The organism is Planotetraspora sp. GP83 (assembly GCF_041262585.1).
GTDB lineage: Bacteria > Actinomycetota > Actinomycetes > Streptosporangiales > Streptosporangiaceae > JAOEGB01.
Genome location: NZ_JBGCBZ010000008.1, coordinates 21,430 through 39,037, shown reverse-complemented (window position 1 = coordinate 39,037; position 17,608 = coordinate 21,430). Strand labels below are relative to the sequence as shown.

The following is a 17,608-nucleotide window of genomic DNA, read 5'->3' as shown; positions in this document are numbered from 1 at the left end:
TCACATCCCGATGCGAATCGATCTATCACGCTCTGTAAGAGCTCTTCGCGCCATATGACTGGTGATCTGCGCAAACATCTCTCGCGTGCGGCGACCACTCTCGTCGCCTTTATTGGCCGGGGTCCGCATCGCCACAAAAAGCACGGCTGGTTACCAGATGCCCACCCGATTTCTCTTATAACTTGTCAACCGTTCCTTTACTGACGCATGGGGCGCAAGAGCCGCCTCACGACAGACCAGGGAGATCCCCCTTGAAGCGCACCCTCGCACTTGGTGGCGTCGCAGCTGGGCTACTGGCCTCCGCTGCTATCGCCGCCCCTGCTCACGCCTCCGGCGACGTCGCCGCCGACCCGCTGGCGAAGACGAACCTCGCCGCCAAGCAGGTCGCGGCCTTCTGGTACGGCGAGAACAAGGCCAACCTGATCAACGCCACGCCGTACAACGTGGAGACCAAGGTCGTCGCCAAGCACGTCTCGACCGGTGGCCCGGCTGCGGACAGCAAGCCCGGCGTCGTCCCGGCGATCGGCGACGAGAAGAAGTCGGCCGCCAAGTCGAAGAACATCAACCTGCCCAAGACCACGGGCAAGGTCTTCTTCATCGGCGCGGACCACAAGCCGCACTGGTGCACCGCCACCTCGGTGCAGTCCGCGTACCACAACCTGGTCGCGACCGCCGGTCACTGCGTGTACGACACCGAGTCGAACGCCGCCACCCTCGACAAGTGGGTCTTCATCCCGGGTTACTACCAGGGCAAGACCCCGTGGGGCATCTACGTCGGCAAGCAGGCGTTCACGCACTACGACTACGACGTCTACGAGGACGGCGACCGCGACTACGCGTTCGTGACCGTGTACAACGGCGTCCTGCCCACGTCGGCCGCCAAGGACTGGGTCTCGCAGACCTTCGAGACCAAGGACCTGGCCGAGAAGAAGAAGGCCGAGCTCGAGTCCGACAAGACCAACGGCTACTCCAGGCTCTGGATCAAGCCCGTGGTGGACTGGGCCCACAAGGTGACCGTCGGCACCGCCGACTCGCAGAAGGTCGACGCCAGCGTCGCCCAGCTCGCGGTGGACCCGAGCACCATCGACTCGGCGCGGACCACCCTCGAGAACCAGGCCAAGGACCACGGCACCTCCACCTTCAGCGACAACACGTGGGGCACCGTCGTCACCAAGGCCACCGACGCCGAGTACGGCAACGGCGGCTGGAACTCCACCGACGCCAAGAAGCAGACGGTCTTCTACTTCACCAAGGGCGAGGACAAGTTCAAGGCCACCTTCTGGGGCGTCTTCGACACCGACTACGTCCTCAAGGGCAGGATCCTGTCGATCGCGCTGACGGACGTCGGCCGCCTCGGTGACAACGTCGGCGGCCAGGGCCTCGCCTACAACCAGAAGCTCGGCAAGCCGGTCTTCGTGTTCGGCTACCCGAGCGGATCGCACCCGGACGGCAACTACGCCTACACCGGCAAGACCCTCAAGTGGTCGTACGGCAAGACCTTCGCCGCCTCCGCCGCCGCCATCAAGGGCGAGGAGCTCGTGGGTGTCAAGTCGTCCTTCACCGGCGAGGGCTCCATCGGCTCCTCCTGGCTGCTGAGCTACAAGAACGGCCGTCGTCTCGGCTACCTGAACGGTGTGACCATCGGCGTCTCCGACACCGACAAGAACAACCGCATCGACACCAGCATCTCCCCGTACTTCGACGGTGAGCTGTACGGCGTCTACAAGTCCGCGGCCAACCTCTGGTCCGGCAAGATCGTCTAAGTGACCGGTTGGATGATCTCCTGAACGATCGGAAGGGCCCGGCGCATCCCGCCGGGCCCTTTCGCGTTCTCAGTGCCAGATCACGGATCGCGTCGCGCCTGGTCGGCGGGCGTGCGCGGGACAACGTGCATGATCACGACCGGGATCGCGGCAGGTCAGGCCGTGCGTCCGGGAACCTGTGCATGATCACGGCCGGGGTGGGTCAGGGGGTGGCGTCGAGGCGTTCGGCGAGCTCCATCCATTCGAGCTCGACCGCTTCCTTCTGCACGCCAACCTCCCGGAGCTCCGCGTCGAGCTTGCCGAGGCGCTCGAAGTCGCTCGCGGCCTCGGCCATCTGGGCGTGCAGGGTCGCCTCTCGCTCGCCGAGCTTGTCGAGCTGCCGCTCCAGCCGGTTCAGCTCCTTCTGGAGCTCCCTCTGCTCCTTCGCCGACAGCCCCCCGGGCGCGGCCGCCTCCCCGTTCGGCGTGCCGTTCTGGGCCGCGGCGGCGGGAGCCGTACCGTCCGAGGCCGCGGCGCGGGCGGACAGCGCCCCACCGGCCGCGCGCCGTTCCAGGTATTCGTCCACGCCACCGGGAAGCATCGAGAGCGTGCCGTCGCCCAGGAGGGCCACGGACCGGTCGGCGACGCGCTCCAGGAAGTAGCGGTCGTGGCTGACCACCACGAGCGTGCCCGGCCAGCCGTCGAGCAGGTCCTCCAGCTCGGTGAGCGTCTCGATGTCGAGGTCGTTGGTGGGCTCGTCGAGCAGCAGCACGTTGGGCTCGTCCATGATGAGCCTGAGCAGCTGGAGGCGGCGGCGCTCGCCACCGGACAGGTCGCCGACGACCTTCCACTGGGCCTCGCCCTTGAACCCGAGGCGTTCGAGGAGCTGGGAGGCCGACCACTCCTTCTTGCCGACCGTGATGTACTTCCGCACCTCCTCGACCGTCTCCAGCACCCGGCGAGAGGGGTCGAGCTCGGCCAGCTCCTGGGACAGGTGCGCGAGCCGTACCGTCTTGCCGCGCACGACCCGGCCCGAGTCCGGCGCGACGGTTCCGGACAGCAGCCGCAGCACCGACGACTTGCCCGAGCCGTTGACGCCGATCAGACCGATCCGGTCTCCGGGGCCGAACTGCCAGGTGCAGTGGTCGAGCACGAGCGGGCCCGTCCCGGGGCCGCCCGCGTGGAGCGTCACGTCTTCGAGGTCGTAGACCGTCTTGCCGAGCCGCGCCGAAGCGAACTTGAGCAGTTCCACGGTCTCGCGCGGCGGCGGCTCGTTGGCGATCAGCGCCTCGGCGGCGTTGATGCGGAACTTGGGCTTGGACGTCCTCGCGGGCGGCCCGCGCCGCAGCCAGGCGATCTCCTTGCGCATGAGGTTCTGCCGGCGGTCCTCGGCGGCCTGGGCGATCCGCGCGCGCTCGGCCTTGGCCAGGACGTACGCCGCGTATCCGCCCTCATAGCGCTCGACGGAGGCGTCCACGACCTCCCACGTCCGCGTGGAGACCGCGTCGAGGAACCACCGGTCGTGGGTGACCACCAGCAGCGCCGACTTCCGCTGGGCGAGGTGCCCGGCGAGCCAGGCGATGGCCTCGATGTCCAGGTGGTTGGTCGGCTCGTCGAGGATGATCAGGTCGTGCTCGCCGATGAGCAGCTTCGCGAGAGCCGTACGGCGCCGCTCGCCACCGGAGAGGGCGCCGGCCTGCGCCGAGAGGTCGATGTCACCGAGCAGGTTGGCGAGAATCTCCCTGATGGCCGGATCGCCGGCCCACTCGTGCTCGGCCCTGTCCGAAAGGACCAGATCCTGTACGGCTGCCGCCGGATCGAAGTCGTCACGCTGGGACAGGACGCCGACCCGCAGCCCCCGGTTGTGCGTGACCCGGCCGCTGTCGGGTTTCAGCTCCCCGGCGATGATCGAGACCAGTGTGGTCTTGCCGCCGCCGTTGCGGCCGACGACGCCGACCCGGTCGCCCTGTTCGACGCCGAGGGAGACGTCGGTGAGCAGCGGCTTGGGCCCGAAGGCATGGGAGACGGATTCAAGATTGACCAGGTTCATCGCCCGTAAAGCCTATCCGGCAACCGTCCCGCGAGCCTATTCGGAAGCTTCCCCGGGCCTGTTCGGCGATCTGGCGGGAGATCTAGTGGAGGAGCACGGCCCCGGGGACGGAGCCGAAGGCGGTGACGGCGGAGCGGCAGACGCCGGCGGCTTCGAGGGCGGCGGCGAGCTCGGCGGCGTGCGTCTCGGACTCCGCGAGGAAGGCGCAGGTGGGGCCGGAGCCGGAGACGATCGCGCCGAGCGCTCCCCGCTCCCGGCCCGCGTCCAGGGTGCGCGCCAGCGAGGGGCGCAGCGCCAGGGCCGCGGGCTGGAGGTCGTTGGCCAGGGCCAGGCCGAGCGCCTTGGCGTCGCCGTCCCGCAGGGCGGCCATGAGCGGCTCACTCGCGGCGGGCCACGCCACGGTCTCGCCCGCGACCTCCCGCAGGCGGTCGCACTCGCCGTACACCCTGGGAGTGGACAGGCCGCCGTCGGCGAGCGCGAACACCCACTGGAACACCCCTGACGTCTCCACGGCCGTGAGTCTCTCACCGCGCCCGGTGCCCACGGCGGTGCCGCCGAACAGGGCGAACGGCACGTCGCTGCCGATGTCGCCGCCGATCTCCATCAGGTCGCCGAGCGGCAGACCGAGACCCCACAGCTCGTTGCAGGCGACCAGCGCCGCCGCGGCGTCCGCGCTGCCTCCGGCCATCCCGCCGGCCACGGGGATCGACTTGCGGATGAGCAGGTCGGCGCCGTAGGAGCGGCCGGCCCACCCGGCCAGCGCGCGGGCCGCCCGGATGGCCAGGTTGTCGCTGTTCGCCGGCACGTCCGCCGCCGACTCGCCCTCGACTCTGACCGTCAGCATCCCGGCCGCGGCGGTGGACGAGGCGGGTTCGTGCTCGGTGGCGGTGACCTCGTCGAACAATGAGACGGCGTGGAAGACGTTCACCAGATCGTGGTAGCCGTCGTCGCGCAGCGGGCCCACGGCGAGCTGGAGGTTGACCTTGGCGGGGACGCGCACGGTCACCCTGTTCATCGCTCGCTCACCGCTTCCTCACCTGAGATCACGTGTTCGCACCGGCTGGCGGCTCTCTCCTGTGCCGACTCGCCGCGGTCACGAGACCCGAGCCTAACGTGACCTGGCCCTACGCCGTTCATCGGCCGCAGGAAGCCGGGGCCGCGGTCGACTTCGGCGCGTCAGTCGGGTGACCGAGCCACGTCAGTCCGCCAACCGACCCGCGCCATTCCGGTAACCGAGCCACGTCCGTCGGGCGACCGGGGCCATTATCGCCGCTGGCGGCTGCGCGCTGTTTTCTCTGTACGCCCGCCGGCTGCGGGAGAGTGCTCCGCGATGCGGGCGAAGTCGTCGATGCCGAGTTGCTCGCCTCTCGCGGACGGGTCCACCCCGGCCTTGACCAGCGCCTCCTCGGCGGCGGCGGCCGTACCCGCCCACGAGGCGAGGGCGGCCCGCAGGGTCTTGCGGCGCTGCGCGAACGCCGCGTCGATGGCGGCGAAGACCTCCTCACGGGTCGCGGTCGTCTCCGGCGGGTCGCGGCGCACGAGGGAGACCAGGCCGGAGTCGACGTTCGGCGCCGGCCAGAAGACGTTGCGGCCGACCGGCCCGGCGCGGCGGACGTCGGCGTACCACGCCGCCTTGAGCGAGGGAATGCCGTAGATCTTGGAGCCGGACGTCGCCGCGAGCCGGTCGGCCACCTCGGCCTGCACCATCACCAGGCCCCGCCGCAGCGACGGCAGCACCTCCAGCAGGTGCAGCACGACCGGAACGGACACGTTGTACGGCAGGTTGGCCACCAGCGCGGTCGGCTGGGCCGCCAGGTCATCCGGACGGACCCGCAAAGCGTCGGCGTGGACCACGGACAGCCGGTCGGCGTATTCAGGGGCCATGTCCGCCACCGTCAACGGCAACTGCTCCGCGAGCACCGGGTCGATCTCGACCGCGACGACCTTCGCGACCTCGGGAAGCAGCGCCAGCGTGAGCGAGCCGAGCCCGGGCCCGATCTCGATGGCGACGTCGTCAGGGGTCACCTCGGCCACCCGGACGATCCGGCGGACCGTGCCGCCGTCGATCACGAAGTTCTGCCCCAGCTTCTTCGTCGGCCGGATGTTCAGCTTCTCCGCCAACGTGCGCACTTCGACCGGGCCGAGCAGACTCATGCCTCCAGTGTCGTGCATGCGAGCGTGTCGATTTACCTGGTGCTCTCGACCGACGGCCATCCATTCTCGTTTCGGTGCCGAACATGCCATATACGGAGGGAGCGGACGTGGATAACGTGGCGACGCGCGGCACCGACGCCGCCAGGCAAGGAGGCGCGCCCATGCGGCCCACCGGCGCCGAACCGCTCAGTCCGGACGACCCGGCGGCGATCGGCCCCTACCGGCTGCTGGGCAGGCTCGGCGAGGGCGGCATGGGCACCGTCTATCTCGCCGTGGCCCCGGCCGGCCAGGTCGTCGCGGTCAAGGTGGTGAAGGCCGAGTTCACGGCCGACGACGACTTCGCCGCCAGATTCCACGCCGAGGTGGACAACGCCCGCAGGGTGGCCTCGTTCTGCACCGCCCAGGTGCTGGACAACGGCAACGCCGCGGACGGCAGGCCGTACATGGTCACCGAGTACATCGCCGGGACTCCGCTGTCGCGGCAGATCACGACGTACGGCCCGCTGGGGGCGGGCCCGCTCCACGGGGTCGCGCTGGGGGTGGCGGCGGCGCTGGCCGCCATCCACGTCGCGGGACTGGTCCACCGGGACCTGAAGCCCGCCAACGTCATCCTGTCCATGTCGGGCCCACGGGTGATCGACTTCGGGATCGCGCGGGCGCTCGACACCACGCACAGCTTCACGCAGTCGGGTGAACTGCTCGGCAGCCCGGGGTGGTGGGCTCCCGAGCAGGTGCGAGGCGAGGAGATCACCCCGGCGACGGACATCTTCGCCTGGGGGTGCCTGGTGGGCTACGCCGGCAGCGGCCGCCACCCCTACGGCCGGGGCGACGCGGTCATGCTCGCCGCCCGCGTGCTCAACAACGGCCCCGACCTGGGCGCCCTGCCCGCACCGCTCGACGAGCTGGCCCGCAGGGCCACCCACCCCGACCCCGCGCGGCGGCCCAGCGCGCAGGACCTGCTCCTCGCGCTGGTCGGCGGCGTCGCGCCCGTTCCGGCGTCGCCTGCCGCGACGGCCACGGAGATGCTCACCGAGTCGTGGGAGCCCCCGCCGAACGTCGCGGCGGAGCCCGACGCCACCCAGATCCTCGGCCGGCCCACGTCGACGGAGCCGGGGCTCGTCACACGGCGGCGTTCAAGAGTGAGCCGCTGGCTGTTCGCCGCGGCCGCCGTGGTCGTCGCGCTGAGCGTCACCGTCGGCGTGCTGGTCACGGCCCGCCACAGGCCGGGCGACGCCGGCCCGGTCGCGGCGCCCAAGGCGCCCGCGGCCAGGAAGGCCCCCGCCGTGGGCGCGGATGTCGGGCGCCGGATCCGGCTGGCCGGGTCCAATACTCAACCGCCCGGCACTCAAACTCCCGGCACCTCCATGCTCGACACCCAGATCCTCGTGCCGCAGCAGCCGCGCTGCGGGCTGCCGGCCTACGAGAGCGTCACCGCGACGAAGGGCGGGCTCTGCGTCGTGCGCTGGACGATGGTGAACCTGGGAGGCGACCTCGCGCCTGTCGCCACCATGTCCCCCCGGCTTTTCGACGACCGGGGAGGCGAGCATGACGCCGACAGGGCATCCACTCCCCTGCCGACCGCTCTCGTGCCGGGCGCCAAGGTCGACGGTGTCCTCATCTTCGATCTTCCGCCGGGCCGCAAGCCCACGAGACTCGTCCTCTCCGACGGTGTGGAGGTGCAACTGTGAGGCTCCTGCGCGCGGTTCCGGCGCTTCCCCTCGTCGCCGCTTGCGTCGTCGCCGGACTGTTCAGCCCCGGTACGGCTCTCGCCCGCGCCGATTGCTCGGAGGCGTCCGCGGCCGACTTCGACGGCGACGGGACCGACGACGCCGTCGTGGGTGACCCGTTCGCCGACGTCCGGGGTGGCGCAAGCGAGGGCGGCGTGGGCGCCGAGGGTGCGGGAGCCATACATGTCCTGCTCGATGGCGGGCGGGGCGGCGTCCTGGTGCTCAGCAGCCCCGAAGCGAAGGCGGGCGACGGGTTCGGATGGTCCGTACGGACGGCTCACGTCAACGGTGACCGATGCCTGGACGTGATCGTCGGCGCGCCGTACGCGGACGCCCCGGGCGGGGGCACGGACGCCGGGGCCGCCTACGTCTTCTACGGCACGCCGAACGGCACGCCACGGGTCATGTCACTCCCCCGGGAGCCTCAGGCGAACGCTCACTTCGGCTGGTCGCTGGCGGCGGCCGAGCTGTCCACGTCGTCGGCCGCCGGCTTTCCGGCAACCCAATCGTCGACAGCCCAATCGTCGACAACACAGAGCGGCGCGCTCGTCGCCGTGGGCGAGCCGCACGCCGACCGAGACGGCGTGACGGACTCGGGCGCCGTCCACCTGTTCGACGTGGACGACGTGGACGACGTGGACGACACGGCTGCGAAGGCGACGGCGGTCATCACGCAGGACTCCGAGGGCGTCATCGGCAACAGCGAGGTCGGCGACCTGTACGGCTGGGCCCTCGCCTTCGGCCACCTCGGCGGCAAGCCTGGCGAGCTCGACCTCGCCGTCGGCGTGCCGTACGAGAACGACGACGGCACCGGCAGGCAGGTCGCGTCGGGGAAGATCGACGCCGGTATGGTGGGGGTGATCTTCGATGTCCGGGTCGCCGGGGGGCGTTACACCAGCAAGAAGTGGGATCTCCACCAGGCCTCGACCGACGTGAGGGAGGCCTCGGGCGACCGTTTCGGGTACGCGCTGGACTACGCCGAGTGGAAGGGCGACGGCTACCTCGCGGCGAGCGCGCCGCTGGCCGGCGCGGGCGGGAAGGAATCCGGCATCGTGGAGCTCTTCGTCAGGAAGGGCGGCGGCGAGGTGTCCCCTGCGCGGACGTTCAAGGCGCGATCGGGCGGGCTGGGAGGGTGGAGCCTCGCCTTCTGGAGCCCGAGGGGTGTCCTGTCCTTGGCGGTCGGCAGCCCCTACGCGACGGCCGGGTCAGGCCCCAAGGAGTCGGGACTCGTGCGCTGGATCTTCCTGAGTGGGGCAGGCCAGACCATGTTCGTGCCGAGCGGCCGCCAAGAGCGCTTCGGCGCCTCGGTCACGGACATCGGCGGCCCGAACGCGCTGTCACCGGGCGAGCGGCTCCTCATCGGCGTCCCGGACAGGGGCCCGACCGGCACGGTCGCCGTGGCCGGCGAGGGCGACCCGGTGTACTACGGCCCCGGGAAGCTCGACGGCGGCGCCTCGGCCGACTTCGGCGCGAGCGTCGCGGGCTGAGCGCGGGTCGGGGCCCGGGTTACCAGGCGCCGAAGGCGGTTTCGCCGTTGGCGGTGATGGCGGAGGCCAGGGCCTCGGCCTCGATGCCCTTGACCTCCGCCAGGCAGCGCAGCGTCAGCGGGATGAGGTAGGGCGCGTTGGGCTTGCCCCGGTGCGGCACCGGCGGAAGGTAGGGCGCGTCGGTCTCGACCAGCATGAGCTCCAGGGGCGCCACGCGGGCGGCCTCCCGGAGGTAGTCGGCGTTCTTGTAGGTAACCGGCCCCGAGAACGACATGAAATATCCGGCGTCCGAGCACCGCTTCGCCATCTCGGCATCCCCCGAGAAGCTATGAAAAATCACCACGTCGGGAGCGCCCTGGTCGGCCAGCACCGCCAGCACGTCGTCGTGGGCGTCGCGGTCGTGGATGACGAGCGCCTTGCCGGTCCGCTTGGCGATCTCGATGTGCGCCCGGAAGCTCGCGTGCTGGTCGGCCTGCGAGGCCCAGTCGCGGAAGTAGTCGAGCCCGGTCTCCCCCACCGCCCGCACGTACGGCTGCCGCGCGAGCTCCTCGATCTCGTCCAGGACCTCGGGAGTGGCAGCGTGGGCCTCGTTGGGGTGGATGGCCACGCCCGCGTAGACGTCGTCGTGGGCGGCCGCCGTGGCGGCGTTCCACCGGGATGAGGGCAGGTCGTAGCCGATCGTCACGAGCCGGGTGACGCCGACGGCCCTGGCCTCGTCCAGGATCGACTCGACGGTGGCGCTGGCAGCCTGCGCCGCCTGGGCCACCGGATCGCCGGAGGAGGCCTGCCGGTTGCCCACCATGATGTCGAGATGGCAATGGCTGTCGAAGACCTCACCCGGCAGCGGCTCAGGCAACGGCGGAATCCCGGTCACGCCCCTCAACCTACCGCCCCTCCAAAGGGTGCCCCTTTTGGGAGGGGCGGTAGGTTGAGGGTGATCATGCACACATTCCCACGCGTGTGGCATGAGCAGCCCCACAGCGTACGTGATCATGCACAGGTTCCCTGGGACAGCGAGCGACCTGGCAAAACATCTTTCGTGATCATGCACGCGGCTGCCGATGCCAGATCACGAACCGCATCCGCCCTGGTCACACCGCACATCCAGGAAGGTCCGCATGATCACGACAAGAAGAGGCGCAGGTGGGACCGGCTTCCCGGGAACCTGTGCATGATCACGATGATCAGCCCCCGCCTCATATGCCGGACCCGCATCATGTGCCGGTGAGGCGGGCGAGCTCCTCGTCGACGACCTTGGGGTCGAGCTTGGCGAACAGCGGCGTGGGCGGGGCCAGCGGGGTGCCGGCCTTGATCGGGCGGTGCTCCCAGCGGGCGGCGCCCTGGTAGTCGCCCGTGATGACGGGATAGGCCGGCCCGCCGTCCTCGTCGACCTCGTGGATCTCCGGCATGCCGGACCACACGCCCTCGCCGCCGAGCATCTCGAAGATCTTGTTCGACGAGTTCGGCAGGAACGGCGTGAGCAGCGTCTTGGCGTCGTCCACGACCTGGAGTGCCACGTGCAGGATCGACTTCTGCCGCTCGGGATCGTCCTTGATCTTCCAAGGCTCCTGGTCGGCCAGATACTTGTTGGCGTCGCGCACGACGTCGAACGCCTCGGTCACCGCGTTCTTGAACCGGGACCGCTGGAGCTCGGCCCCGACCGCGGCGAAAGCCGTACGGGACCTTTCCAGGAGGGCGCGGTCGGCGTCGGTGAGGTCGCCGGCCTCCGGGATGGCGCCGAAGTTCTTGGCGGCCATCGAGATCGACCGGTTGACCAGGTTGCCCCAGGCCGCGACGAGCTCGCCGTTGTTGCGGTTGACGAACTCCGACCAGGTGAAGTCGGTGTCCTGGTTCTCCGGGCCGGCGACCGCGATGTAGTAGCGCAGGGCGTCGGCCGAGTAGCGCTCGAGGAAGTCGCGGACGTAGATCACGACCTGCCTGGAGGAGGAGAACTTCCGGCCCTCCATGGTCAGGAACTCGCTCGACACCACCTCGGACGGCAGCGCGAGCTTGCCGAGCGACCCCGGCGTGCCGCCCCTGGCGCCCTCTCCGTTGTAGCCGAGCAGCATCGCCGGCCAGATCTCGGAGTGGAAGACGATGTTGTCCTTGCCCATGAAGTAGTAGCCGCGGGCGTCCGGGTTCTGCCACCACTGCCGCCAGGCGTCCGGGTCGCCGCTGCGCCTGGCCCACTCGATGGAGGCCGAGAGGTAGCCGATGACCGCGTCGAACCAGACGTAGAGCCGCTTGTCGTTGCGGTCGCGCCAGCCGTCCAGCGGGATCGGCACGCCCCAGTCGAGGTCGCGGCTGATCGCCCGGGGCTGGAGGTCGCCCAGCAGGTTGAGGGAGAACTTGAGCACGTTGGGCCGCCACTCGCCCTGCTTGGACTGCAGCCACGTGCCGAGCACCTCGGAGAACGCGGGCAGGTCGAGCATGAAGTGCTCGGTCTCGACGAACACCGGCGTCTCGCCGTTGATCCGCGACCGGGGGTTGATCAGGTCGATCGGGTCGAGCTGGTTGCCGCAGTTGTCGCACTGGTCGCCGCGGGCGCCGTCGTAGCCACAGATGGGGCAGGTGCCCTCGATGTACCGGTCAGGAAGGGTCCGCCCGGTGGACGGGGAGACCGCGCCCATCGTGGTCTTGGGGAAGATGTACCCGTTCTTGTAGAGGCCCAGGAAGATCTCCTGCGCCACCGCGTAGTGGTTGTGCGTCGTGGTCCGCGTGAACAGGTCGTACGACAGCCCGAGGCCGACGAGGTCCTCGGCGATGACCCGGTTGTACCGGTCGGCGAGCTCGCGGGCGGTGACGCCCTCCTTGTCGGCCTGCACCTGGATCGGCGTGCCGTGCTCGTCGGTCCCGGAGACCATCAGCACCTTGTTGCCCGCCATCCGCTGGTAGCGGCTGAAGACGTCGGAGGGCACCCCGAAGCCGGAGACATGCCCGATGTGGCGCGGGCCGTTCGCGTACGGCCAGGCGACGGCGGTCAAGATGTGCTGGGACATGAGCACAAGCCTAGAGCGTTACGCGTAGCGTCTCGAACCGGTTACGCGCTCACGCGTCGGCCGGGGTGAGGGTGACGGCCTCGGCGGCCTCCTCCGCGGCGGACGCCGCGATGTCGGCGGGGGTCTCCCGCGACCGGCGGATGCCGAGGATGCTGATGAACAGCGACGCGAAGATCGTCTGGAAGCTCATGACGAACGCGGTCGCGGACGGCACGACGAGGCGCAGCGACTCGGCCGGGATCAGCTCGCCGAAGTCGCGGCCTCCCCAGTGGGCCAGCGACGCGACCAGGCCGCAGAGACCCGCGACGGCGAGCAGGCCACCGGCGAGCAGGCCCTTCTCCAGCGTGACGATGTCCACCAGCTTCCTGATCCGGCGGTCCTCGGGGAGGAAGCCCTCCTCCGCCGCGTAGACCTTCGTGAACAGCGCGAACAGCACGGCCTGGAAGCCGATCACCACCATCGCGGACGCGCCGACGAGGGTGTCGACGTCGAAGGCGAGCTTGCCGATGTAGACCGGCCCGAAGGTCAGCGCCGCGCCCGCGACGAGGCCGAGGGTCATCAGCACGAGGCCGGGGATGAAGAACAGCCAGCGCGGGCTGTACAGCAGGAGGAAGCGCAGGTGCCGCCAGCCGTCCCGCCAGGAGCGCAGGTGCGGCGGGCGCGAGCGGCCGTCGGGCGACAGGGTCGTCGGGACCTCGCGGACGTCGAGCCCCTGCAGCGTGGCCTTGACGACCATCTCCGAGGCGAACTCCATGCCGCCGGTCTGGAGGCCCAGCCGGAGGATCGAGTCGCGGCGGAAGCCGCGCAGGCCGCAGTGGAAGTCGCCGATGGCGCTCGGGAAGAACAGCCGCCCGATGAACGACAGGACGGGGTTGCCCAGGTAGCGGTGGAGGGGCGGCATGGCGCCCGGCGCGATCCCGCCCCTGAACCGGTTGCCCATCACGAGCTCAGCGCCGGCGCGCAACTCCTCGACGAAGGGCATCAGGCCGGTGAAGTCATAGGAGTCGTCGGCGTCGCCCATGATGACGTATTTGCCGCGGGCGGCCCGGATGCCGCCGAGCAGGGCGTTTCCGTAGCCCTTCTCGTCAATGTGGACCACGCGGGCCCCGGCGTCCCGGGCAAGTTGCTGCGATCCATCGGTGCTGCCGTTGTCGGCGATCACCACCTCGCCGTCGATCCCGTGCTCCCGCATGCAGGCGATGGCCTTGCGGACGCAGGTTTCGACTGTCTCGGCCTCGTTGAGGCATGGCATGACAACGGTCAGTTCCACGTCGCAACTCCTCGCATATGACGGCAGGACACCAATGATGCCCGCTTCCCCAAGGTGCCCGAGTCAAGACCGCAAAACGGCTGGCATTCTGTAACCATGGTCGCGGTCGCGGAGCCTCCGGTAGTCGACGCCCCCCCGCTTGGCGGGTGGAGGCGTCTCCTCGTGCTGCTGCGCCGCCATCGAATCTTCGTGATCGCCCTTGGCCTGGCGGCCTCGCTGAGGATCGTCACCATGCTCGGGTTCGGCCCGGCGATGTGGTTCAACGACTCCTACGACTACGTCTCGGTGGCGCTGAGGCCGCGGCCACACCCGATCCGCCCGGATGGCTACGGTTTCTGGCTGCTGATGCTCAGGCCGCTGCACAGCTTCGCCGTCGTCGTCTTCACGCAGCATTTGATGGGACTCGCCACAGGGCTGCTCATTTACGCCCTTCTTACCCAAAAATTTGGGGTCCCCAAATGGGGGGCGACGCTCGCGGCGGTTCCCGTCCTGTTCGACGCCTACCAGATCCAGCTCGAACAGCTGATCATGTCGGACTCGATGTTCATCCTGCTCGTGGTCGGCGTGGTGACGCTGGTCCTGTGGCACGACGCCATGTCCTGGCGGGTGGGCGCGGCCACCGGGCTCCTGCTGGCGCTCACGGCGCTGACCCGCAGCATCGGCCTGCCGATCCTGGCCCTGGTCGTGGGCTACCTGGTCATCAAGCGGGCGGGATGGAAGCCGGTCGCCGCCGTGATCGTGGCGTGCGCCGTCCCGGTCGTCGCGTACATGGGCTGGTTCAAGGCCGTCAACGGCCAGTTCTCGATGACCAACAGTGACGGCGCCATCCTCTACATGCGGACGTCGCTGTTCGCCGACTGCCACAAGATGAACCTGGACAAGCGCAAGGAGCTGGAGCTCGCGCTCCTGTGCATCAACACCCCGCCCGACAAGCGGGAGCCCTCCGCCCAGGCCTACCTGTGGTGGGACAACGAGAACCAGCTCCACGTCTTCGGCTCCGGCATGAGGTTCACCCCCGAGATCAACACCAACGCCGGCGCGTTCGCGAAGAGGGCGATCCTCGCGCAGCCCGGCGACTACCTCGCGGTGGTGGCCAAGGACTTCTTCCGCGCGTTCCGCTGGGACCGGCCCCGGTTCCCGGACTACAAGACCTACCACCTCTACGAGTTCGACAACCCGTTCACGCGGGAGCTGCCGAAGTGGAGCTCCTACCACAGCACGACCGACAAGGACGCCGAGGCCTACGAGAACGGCAAGGCCGCCACCCATGTCGTCCGGCCCTGGTCCGACTTCATGATCGGCTACCAGAACGTGGTGCGGCTCCCCGGCATCGTGCTCGGCCTGCTCCTGCTCACCGGCCTGTACGGCGTGGCGCTGCGGTGGCGCGACATCGGCGGGCCGGTCCTGCTGCCATGGCTCGGCGCCGCCGGCCTGATCCTCGCCCCGGCGGCGACGGCCGAGTTCGACTACCGCTACCTGCTGCCGGCCGTGCCGCTCGCCTGCCTGGCCGCCGCGATCACTCTCGCCGCCCTCCGCCTTCCGAAAATCACCAGCCTTCCGAAAGTCACCAGCCTTCCGAAAATCACCAAGGGCGGGTGACCTCAGCCGCCGTGGACGGCGTTGTAGAGGTCGCGCTTGGGGACGCCCGCCGACTTGGCCACGTCGACGATCGCGTGCTTGCGTGACACGCCCGACGCCTCCCGCCGGGCCACCTCCGCGACGAGATCCTCCATGGCGGGCGGGTCCGTCTGGGGCGGCCGCCCGGCCACCACGAGCGTGATCTCCCCCCTGACCTCGCCCTGCGCCCACTCGGCCAGCTCGCCCAGAGGGCCCCGCCGTACCTCCTCGTAGGTCTTGGTGAGCTCGCGGCAGACGGCGGCCGGGCGATCCGGGCCGAACTCCTCTGCCATGGCCTCCAGGCAGGCCGGCAGGCGGTGCGGCGCCTCGAAGAAGACCATCGTCCGCTCCTCCTCGGCCAGGCTCGCGAACCTCCTGGCCCGCTCGCCCGGCTTGCGCGGCGGGAACCCCTCGAAGCAGAACCGGTCGCTCGGCAGCCCCGACACGGCGAGCGCCGTGGTGACGGCCGACGGTCCCGGTAGCGCGGTCACCGGGACACCGGCCTCCACCGCCAGGTGGGTGAGCCGGTATCCGGGGTCGGACACGCCCGGCATGCCGGCGTCGGTGATCACCATGACGGTCTGGCCCTGAAGCAGGGCGTCGAGCAGCTCCCTGGCCCGGGCGGCCTCGTTGGCGTCGTAGTAGGACACCACCCGCCCGGTCACGGTGACGTCGAGGTCGGACGCGAGCCGCCTGAGCCTGCGGGTGTCCTCCGCGGCGATCACGTCCGCCGTCCCGAGCGCCTCGCGGAGCCGCGGCGAGGCGTCTCCCATTTGACCGATCGGGGCTCCCGCGAGAATAAGCACCCGTCCACCCTATGACTCGATGAAACGTTGCCCCACGAACGACCAGATGTTCCCAATCCACGCGTACGCCATGTTCGTGACCTGCTTGCGCCAGTAATCTGTCCGGGTGGCCGTGACCGACTTCCCTTACCAGGCTTTCGAGCAGCCGGAGCCCGAGCCGGAGGCCTCCCCTCCGATCTCCGTGCGCGACCGGCTCGTGCCTCCCATGACAGGCAGTCCCCTGTGGGGGTGGATCGGGCCGATCATCGTCGCCCTCTTCGGAGGAGTCCTGCGCTTCACCGGGCTCGCCATCCCCAAGGCGGTGGTCTTCGACGAGACCTACTACGCCAAGGACGGGCTCTCCATGGTCACGTTCGGGGTCGAGCGCCAGTTCGTCGACGGCGCCGACAAGCTGCTGCTGGCCGGCAACACGAACATCTTCAAGCAGTGCGAGCAGGTCGGGCAGTGCGCCAACTACGTGGTGCACCCGCCGCTCGGCAAGTGGCTGATCGGCCTCGGAGAGCTGATCTTCGGCGCCAACCCCTTCGGCTGGCGGTTCGCCGCCGCGCTGGCCGGGACGATCTCGATCCTGATCCTGGCGCGGGTGGCGCGGCGCATGACCAGGTCCACGCTGCTGGGCTGCCTCGCCGGGTTCCTGCTGTCCCTCGACGGGCTGCACTTCGTGCTGTCCCGTACGGCGCTGCTGGACGTCTTCCTGATGTTCTGGGTGCTGGCCGGGTTCGCCTGCCTGGTGACCGACCGGGACGACGCCCGGCGGCGGCTGGCGGACTGGCACGAGAAGACCTCCTCCACCGTGGGGGCGGCCCTGGGGCCGTCGCTCGGCTGGCGGCCGTGGCGGCTCGCGGCCGGAGCGTGCCTCGGCGCCGCCCTGGCCACCAAGTGGACCGGCGTCTTCTTCATCGCGGCCTTCGCGATCATGTCGCTCGTCTGGGACGCGGGCGCCCGCCGCGCCGCCGGCCTGCGCCGGCCGTACGCCGGGATGCTGCGCCTCGACCTGCCGCTGGCGGCGGCATGGATGGCCGTGGTCCCCGTGCTGGCCTACGTGGCCTCGTTCGCCGGTTGGTTCGCGACCGACAAGGGCTACGGCCGCAACTGGGCACAGGCGACCTCCAACGGGCCGGTGTTCTTCGTCATCGACTCCCTGCGGTCGTGGATCGACTACCAGAAGCAGGTGCTGAGCTTCCACACCGGCCTGGCGACGAGCCACCCGTACCAGTCGGAGCCGTGGCAGTGGCCGCTGCTGCTCCGGCCGGTCGCGTTCTTCTACGAGTCGCCCAGGACGTGCGGCGCGGCCACCTGCTCATGGGCGGTGCTCGGCACCGGCACCCCGATCATCTGGTTCGGCGGGCTCGTCGCCCTCATCGCGATGATCGCCTGGTATGTGTCGAGCAGGGACTGGCGCGCCGGAGCGGTGCTGGTCGGCTACGCGGCCGGCTGGCTGCCCTGGTTCTACTTCGCCATCGCCGACAACCGGACGATGTTCATGTTCTACGCGCTGCCGATGGTGCCGTTCATGATCTTGGCTATCGTGCTGGCGTGCGGACTGATCATCGGACCCGTGGCGGCCGCGCCGAGACGGCGTGTCGTGGGAGCCTCGGTCGCGGGCGCCTTCGCGCTGTTGTCGCTGCTCAACTTCTGGTGGCTCTATCCGGTCATCGCGGCGCAGGTCGTGCCGTACGACGTCTGGCACAGCCGCATGCTGTTCAAGTCGTGGATCTGACCCTCCGTATCGTTGTCCCGGGGGTGGTTGCGAGTG

The 17,608-nt window shown here is 69.8% G+C and carries 12 protein-coding genes; 5 read left to right on the top strand and 7 right to left on the bottom strand.

Annotated elements, in window-relative coordinates:
- Positions 1–251 precede the first annotated feature (251 nt).
- The gene (locus ABH927_RS13340; RefSeq protein WP_370021329.1) at positions 252–1,763 is read left to right on the top strand and encodes a serine protease; all 1,512 of its coding nucleotides are present in this window, start codon (positions 252–254) and stop codon (positions 1,761–1,763) included.
- Positions 1,764–1,965: 202 nt separating this feature from the next.
- On the opposite strand, the gene ABH927_RS13335 is transcribed toward ABH927_RS13340, so the two are convergent.
- The 3 genes from ABH927_RS13335 to rsmA all read right to left on the bottom strand — a co-directional run bounded on the left by ABH927_RS13335 (position 1,966) and on the right by rsmA (position 5,964).
- Complete coding sequence (locus tag ABH927_RS13335; RefSeq protein WP_370021327.1) at positions 1,966–3,792, bottom strand: ABC-F family ATP-binding cassette domain-containing protein; 1,827 nt, start codon at positions 3,790–3,792, stop codon at positions 1,966–1,968.
- 82 nt (positions 3,793–3,874) lie between these two features.
- Positions 3,875–4,807 carry a 4-(cytidine 5'-diphospho)-2-C-methyl-D-erythritol kinase gene (locus ABH927_RS13330; protein WP_370021325.1) on the bottom strand — a complete coding sequence of 311 codons (933 nt, stop codon included), beginning with the start codon at positions 4,805–4,807 and terminating at the stop codon, positions 3,875–3,877.
- Between the two features lie 248 nt (positions 4,808–5,055).
- On the bottom strand, positions 5,056–5,964 hold the full coding sequence (gene rsmA, locus ABH927_RS13325) for a 16S rRNA (adenine(1518)-N(6)/adenine(1519)-N(6))-dimethyltransferase RsmA (RefSeq protein ID WP_370021324.1): 909 nt from the start codon (positions 5,962–5,964) through the stop codon (positions 5,056–5,058).
- 89 nt (positions 5,965–6,053) lie between these two features.
- Here rsmA and ABH927_RS13320 point away from each other — a divergent pair, with 89 nt between their 5' ends.
- Together ABH927_RS13320 and ABH927_RS13315 are read left to right on the top strand one after the other, a co-directional pair.
- Entirely contained in the window at positions 6,054–7,634 is a 1,581-nt protein-coding gene (locus tag ABH927_RS13320; RefSeq protein WP_370021322.1) for a serine/threonine-protein kinase, read from the top strand.
- Positions 7,631–9,160 carry an integrin alpha gene (locus tag ABH927_RS13315; RefSeq protein ID WP_370021321.1) on the top strand — a complete coding sequence of 510 codons (1,530 nt, stop codon included), beginning with the start codon at positions 7,631–7,633 and terminating at the stop codon, positions 9,158–9,160. The genes ABH927_RS13320 and ABH927_RS13315 overlap by 4 nt, the downstream gene beginning before the upstream one ends.
- Positions 9,161–9,179: 19 nt before the next feature.
- Here ABH927_RS13315 and ABH927_RS13310 read toward each other — a convergent pair whose 3' ends face one another.
- From ABH927_RS13310 to ABH927_RS13300, 3 genes are all read right to left on the bottom strand, one after another.
- The gene (locus ABH927_RS13310; RefSeq protein ID WP_370021320.1) at positions 9,180–10,034 is read right to left on the bottom strand and encodes a TatD family hydrolase; all 855 of its coding nucleotides are present in this window, start codon (positions 10,032–10,034) and stop codon (positions 9,180–9,182) included.
- A gap of 340 nt (positions 10,035–10,374) precedes the next feature.
- The gene (gene metG / locus ABH927_RS13305) at positions 10,375–12,159 is read right to left on the bottom strand and encodes a methionine--tRNA ligase (protein ID WP_370021319.1); all 1,785 of its coding nucleotides are present in this window, start codon (positions 12,157–12,159) and stop codon (positions 10,375–10,377) included.
- A gap of 49 nt (positions 12,160–12,208) precedes the next feature.
- Complete coding sequence (locus tag ABH927_RS13300) at positions 12,209–13,429, bottom strand: glycosyltransferase (protein ID WP_370021318.1); 1,221 nt, start codon at positions 13,427–13,429, stop codon at positions 12,209–12,211.
- Positions 13,430–13,525: 96 nt separating this feature from the next.
- On the opposite strand from ABH927_RS13300, the gene ABH927_RS13295 reads away from it, so the two are divergent.
- A complete protein-coding gene (locus tag ABH927_RS13295) occupies positions 13,526–15,028 on the top strand; it encodes a hypothetical protein (RefSeq protein ID WP_370021316.1) in 1,503 nt (500 codons plus the stop codon).
- A gap of 2 nt (positions 15,029–15,030) precedes the next feature.
- On the opposite strand, the gene rsmI is transcribed toward ABH927_RS13295, so the two are convergent.
- Complete coding sequence (gene rsmI, locus ABH927_RS13290) at positions 15,031–15,852, bottom strand: 16S rRNA (cytidine(1402)-2'-O)-methyltransferase (RefSeq protein ID WP_370021314.1); 822 nt, start codon at positions 15,850–15,852, stop codon at positions 15,031–15,033.
- Positions 15,853–15,958: 106 nt separating this feature from the next.
- Here rsmI and ABH927_RS13285 point away from each other — a divergent pair, with 106 nt between their 5' ends.
- Complete coding sequence (locus ABH927_RS13285; RefSeq protein WP_370021312.1) at positions 15,959–17,572, top strand: dolichyl-phosphate-mannose--protein mannosyltransferase; 1,614 nt, start codon at positions 15,959–15,961, stop codon at positions 17,570–17,572.
- Positions 17,573–17,608: the final 36 nt, after the last annotated feature.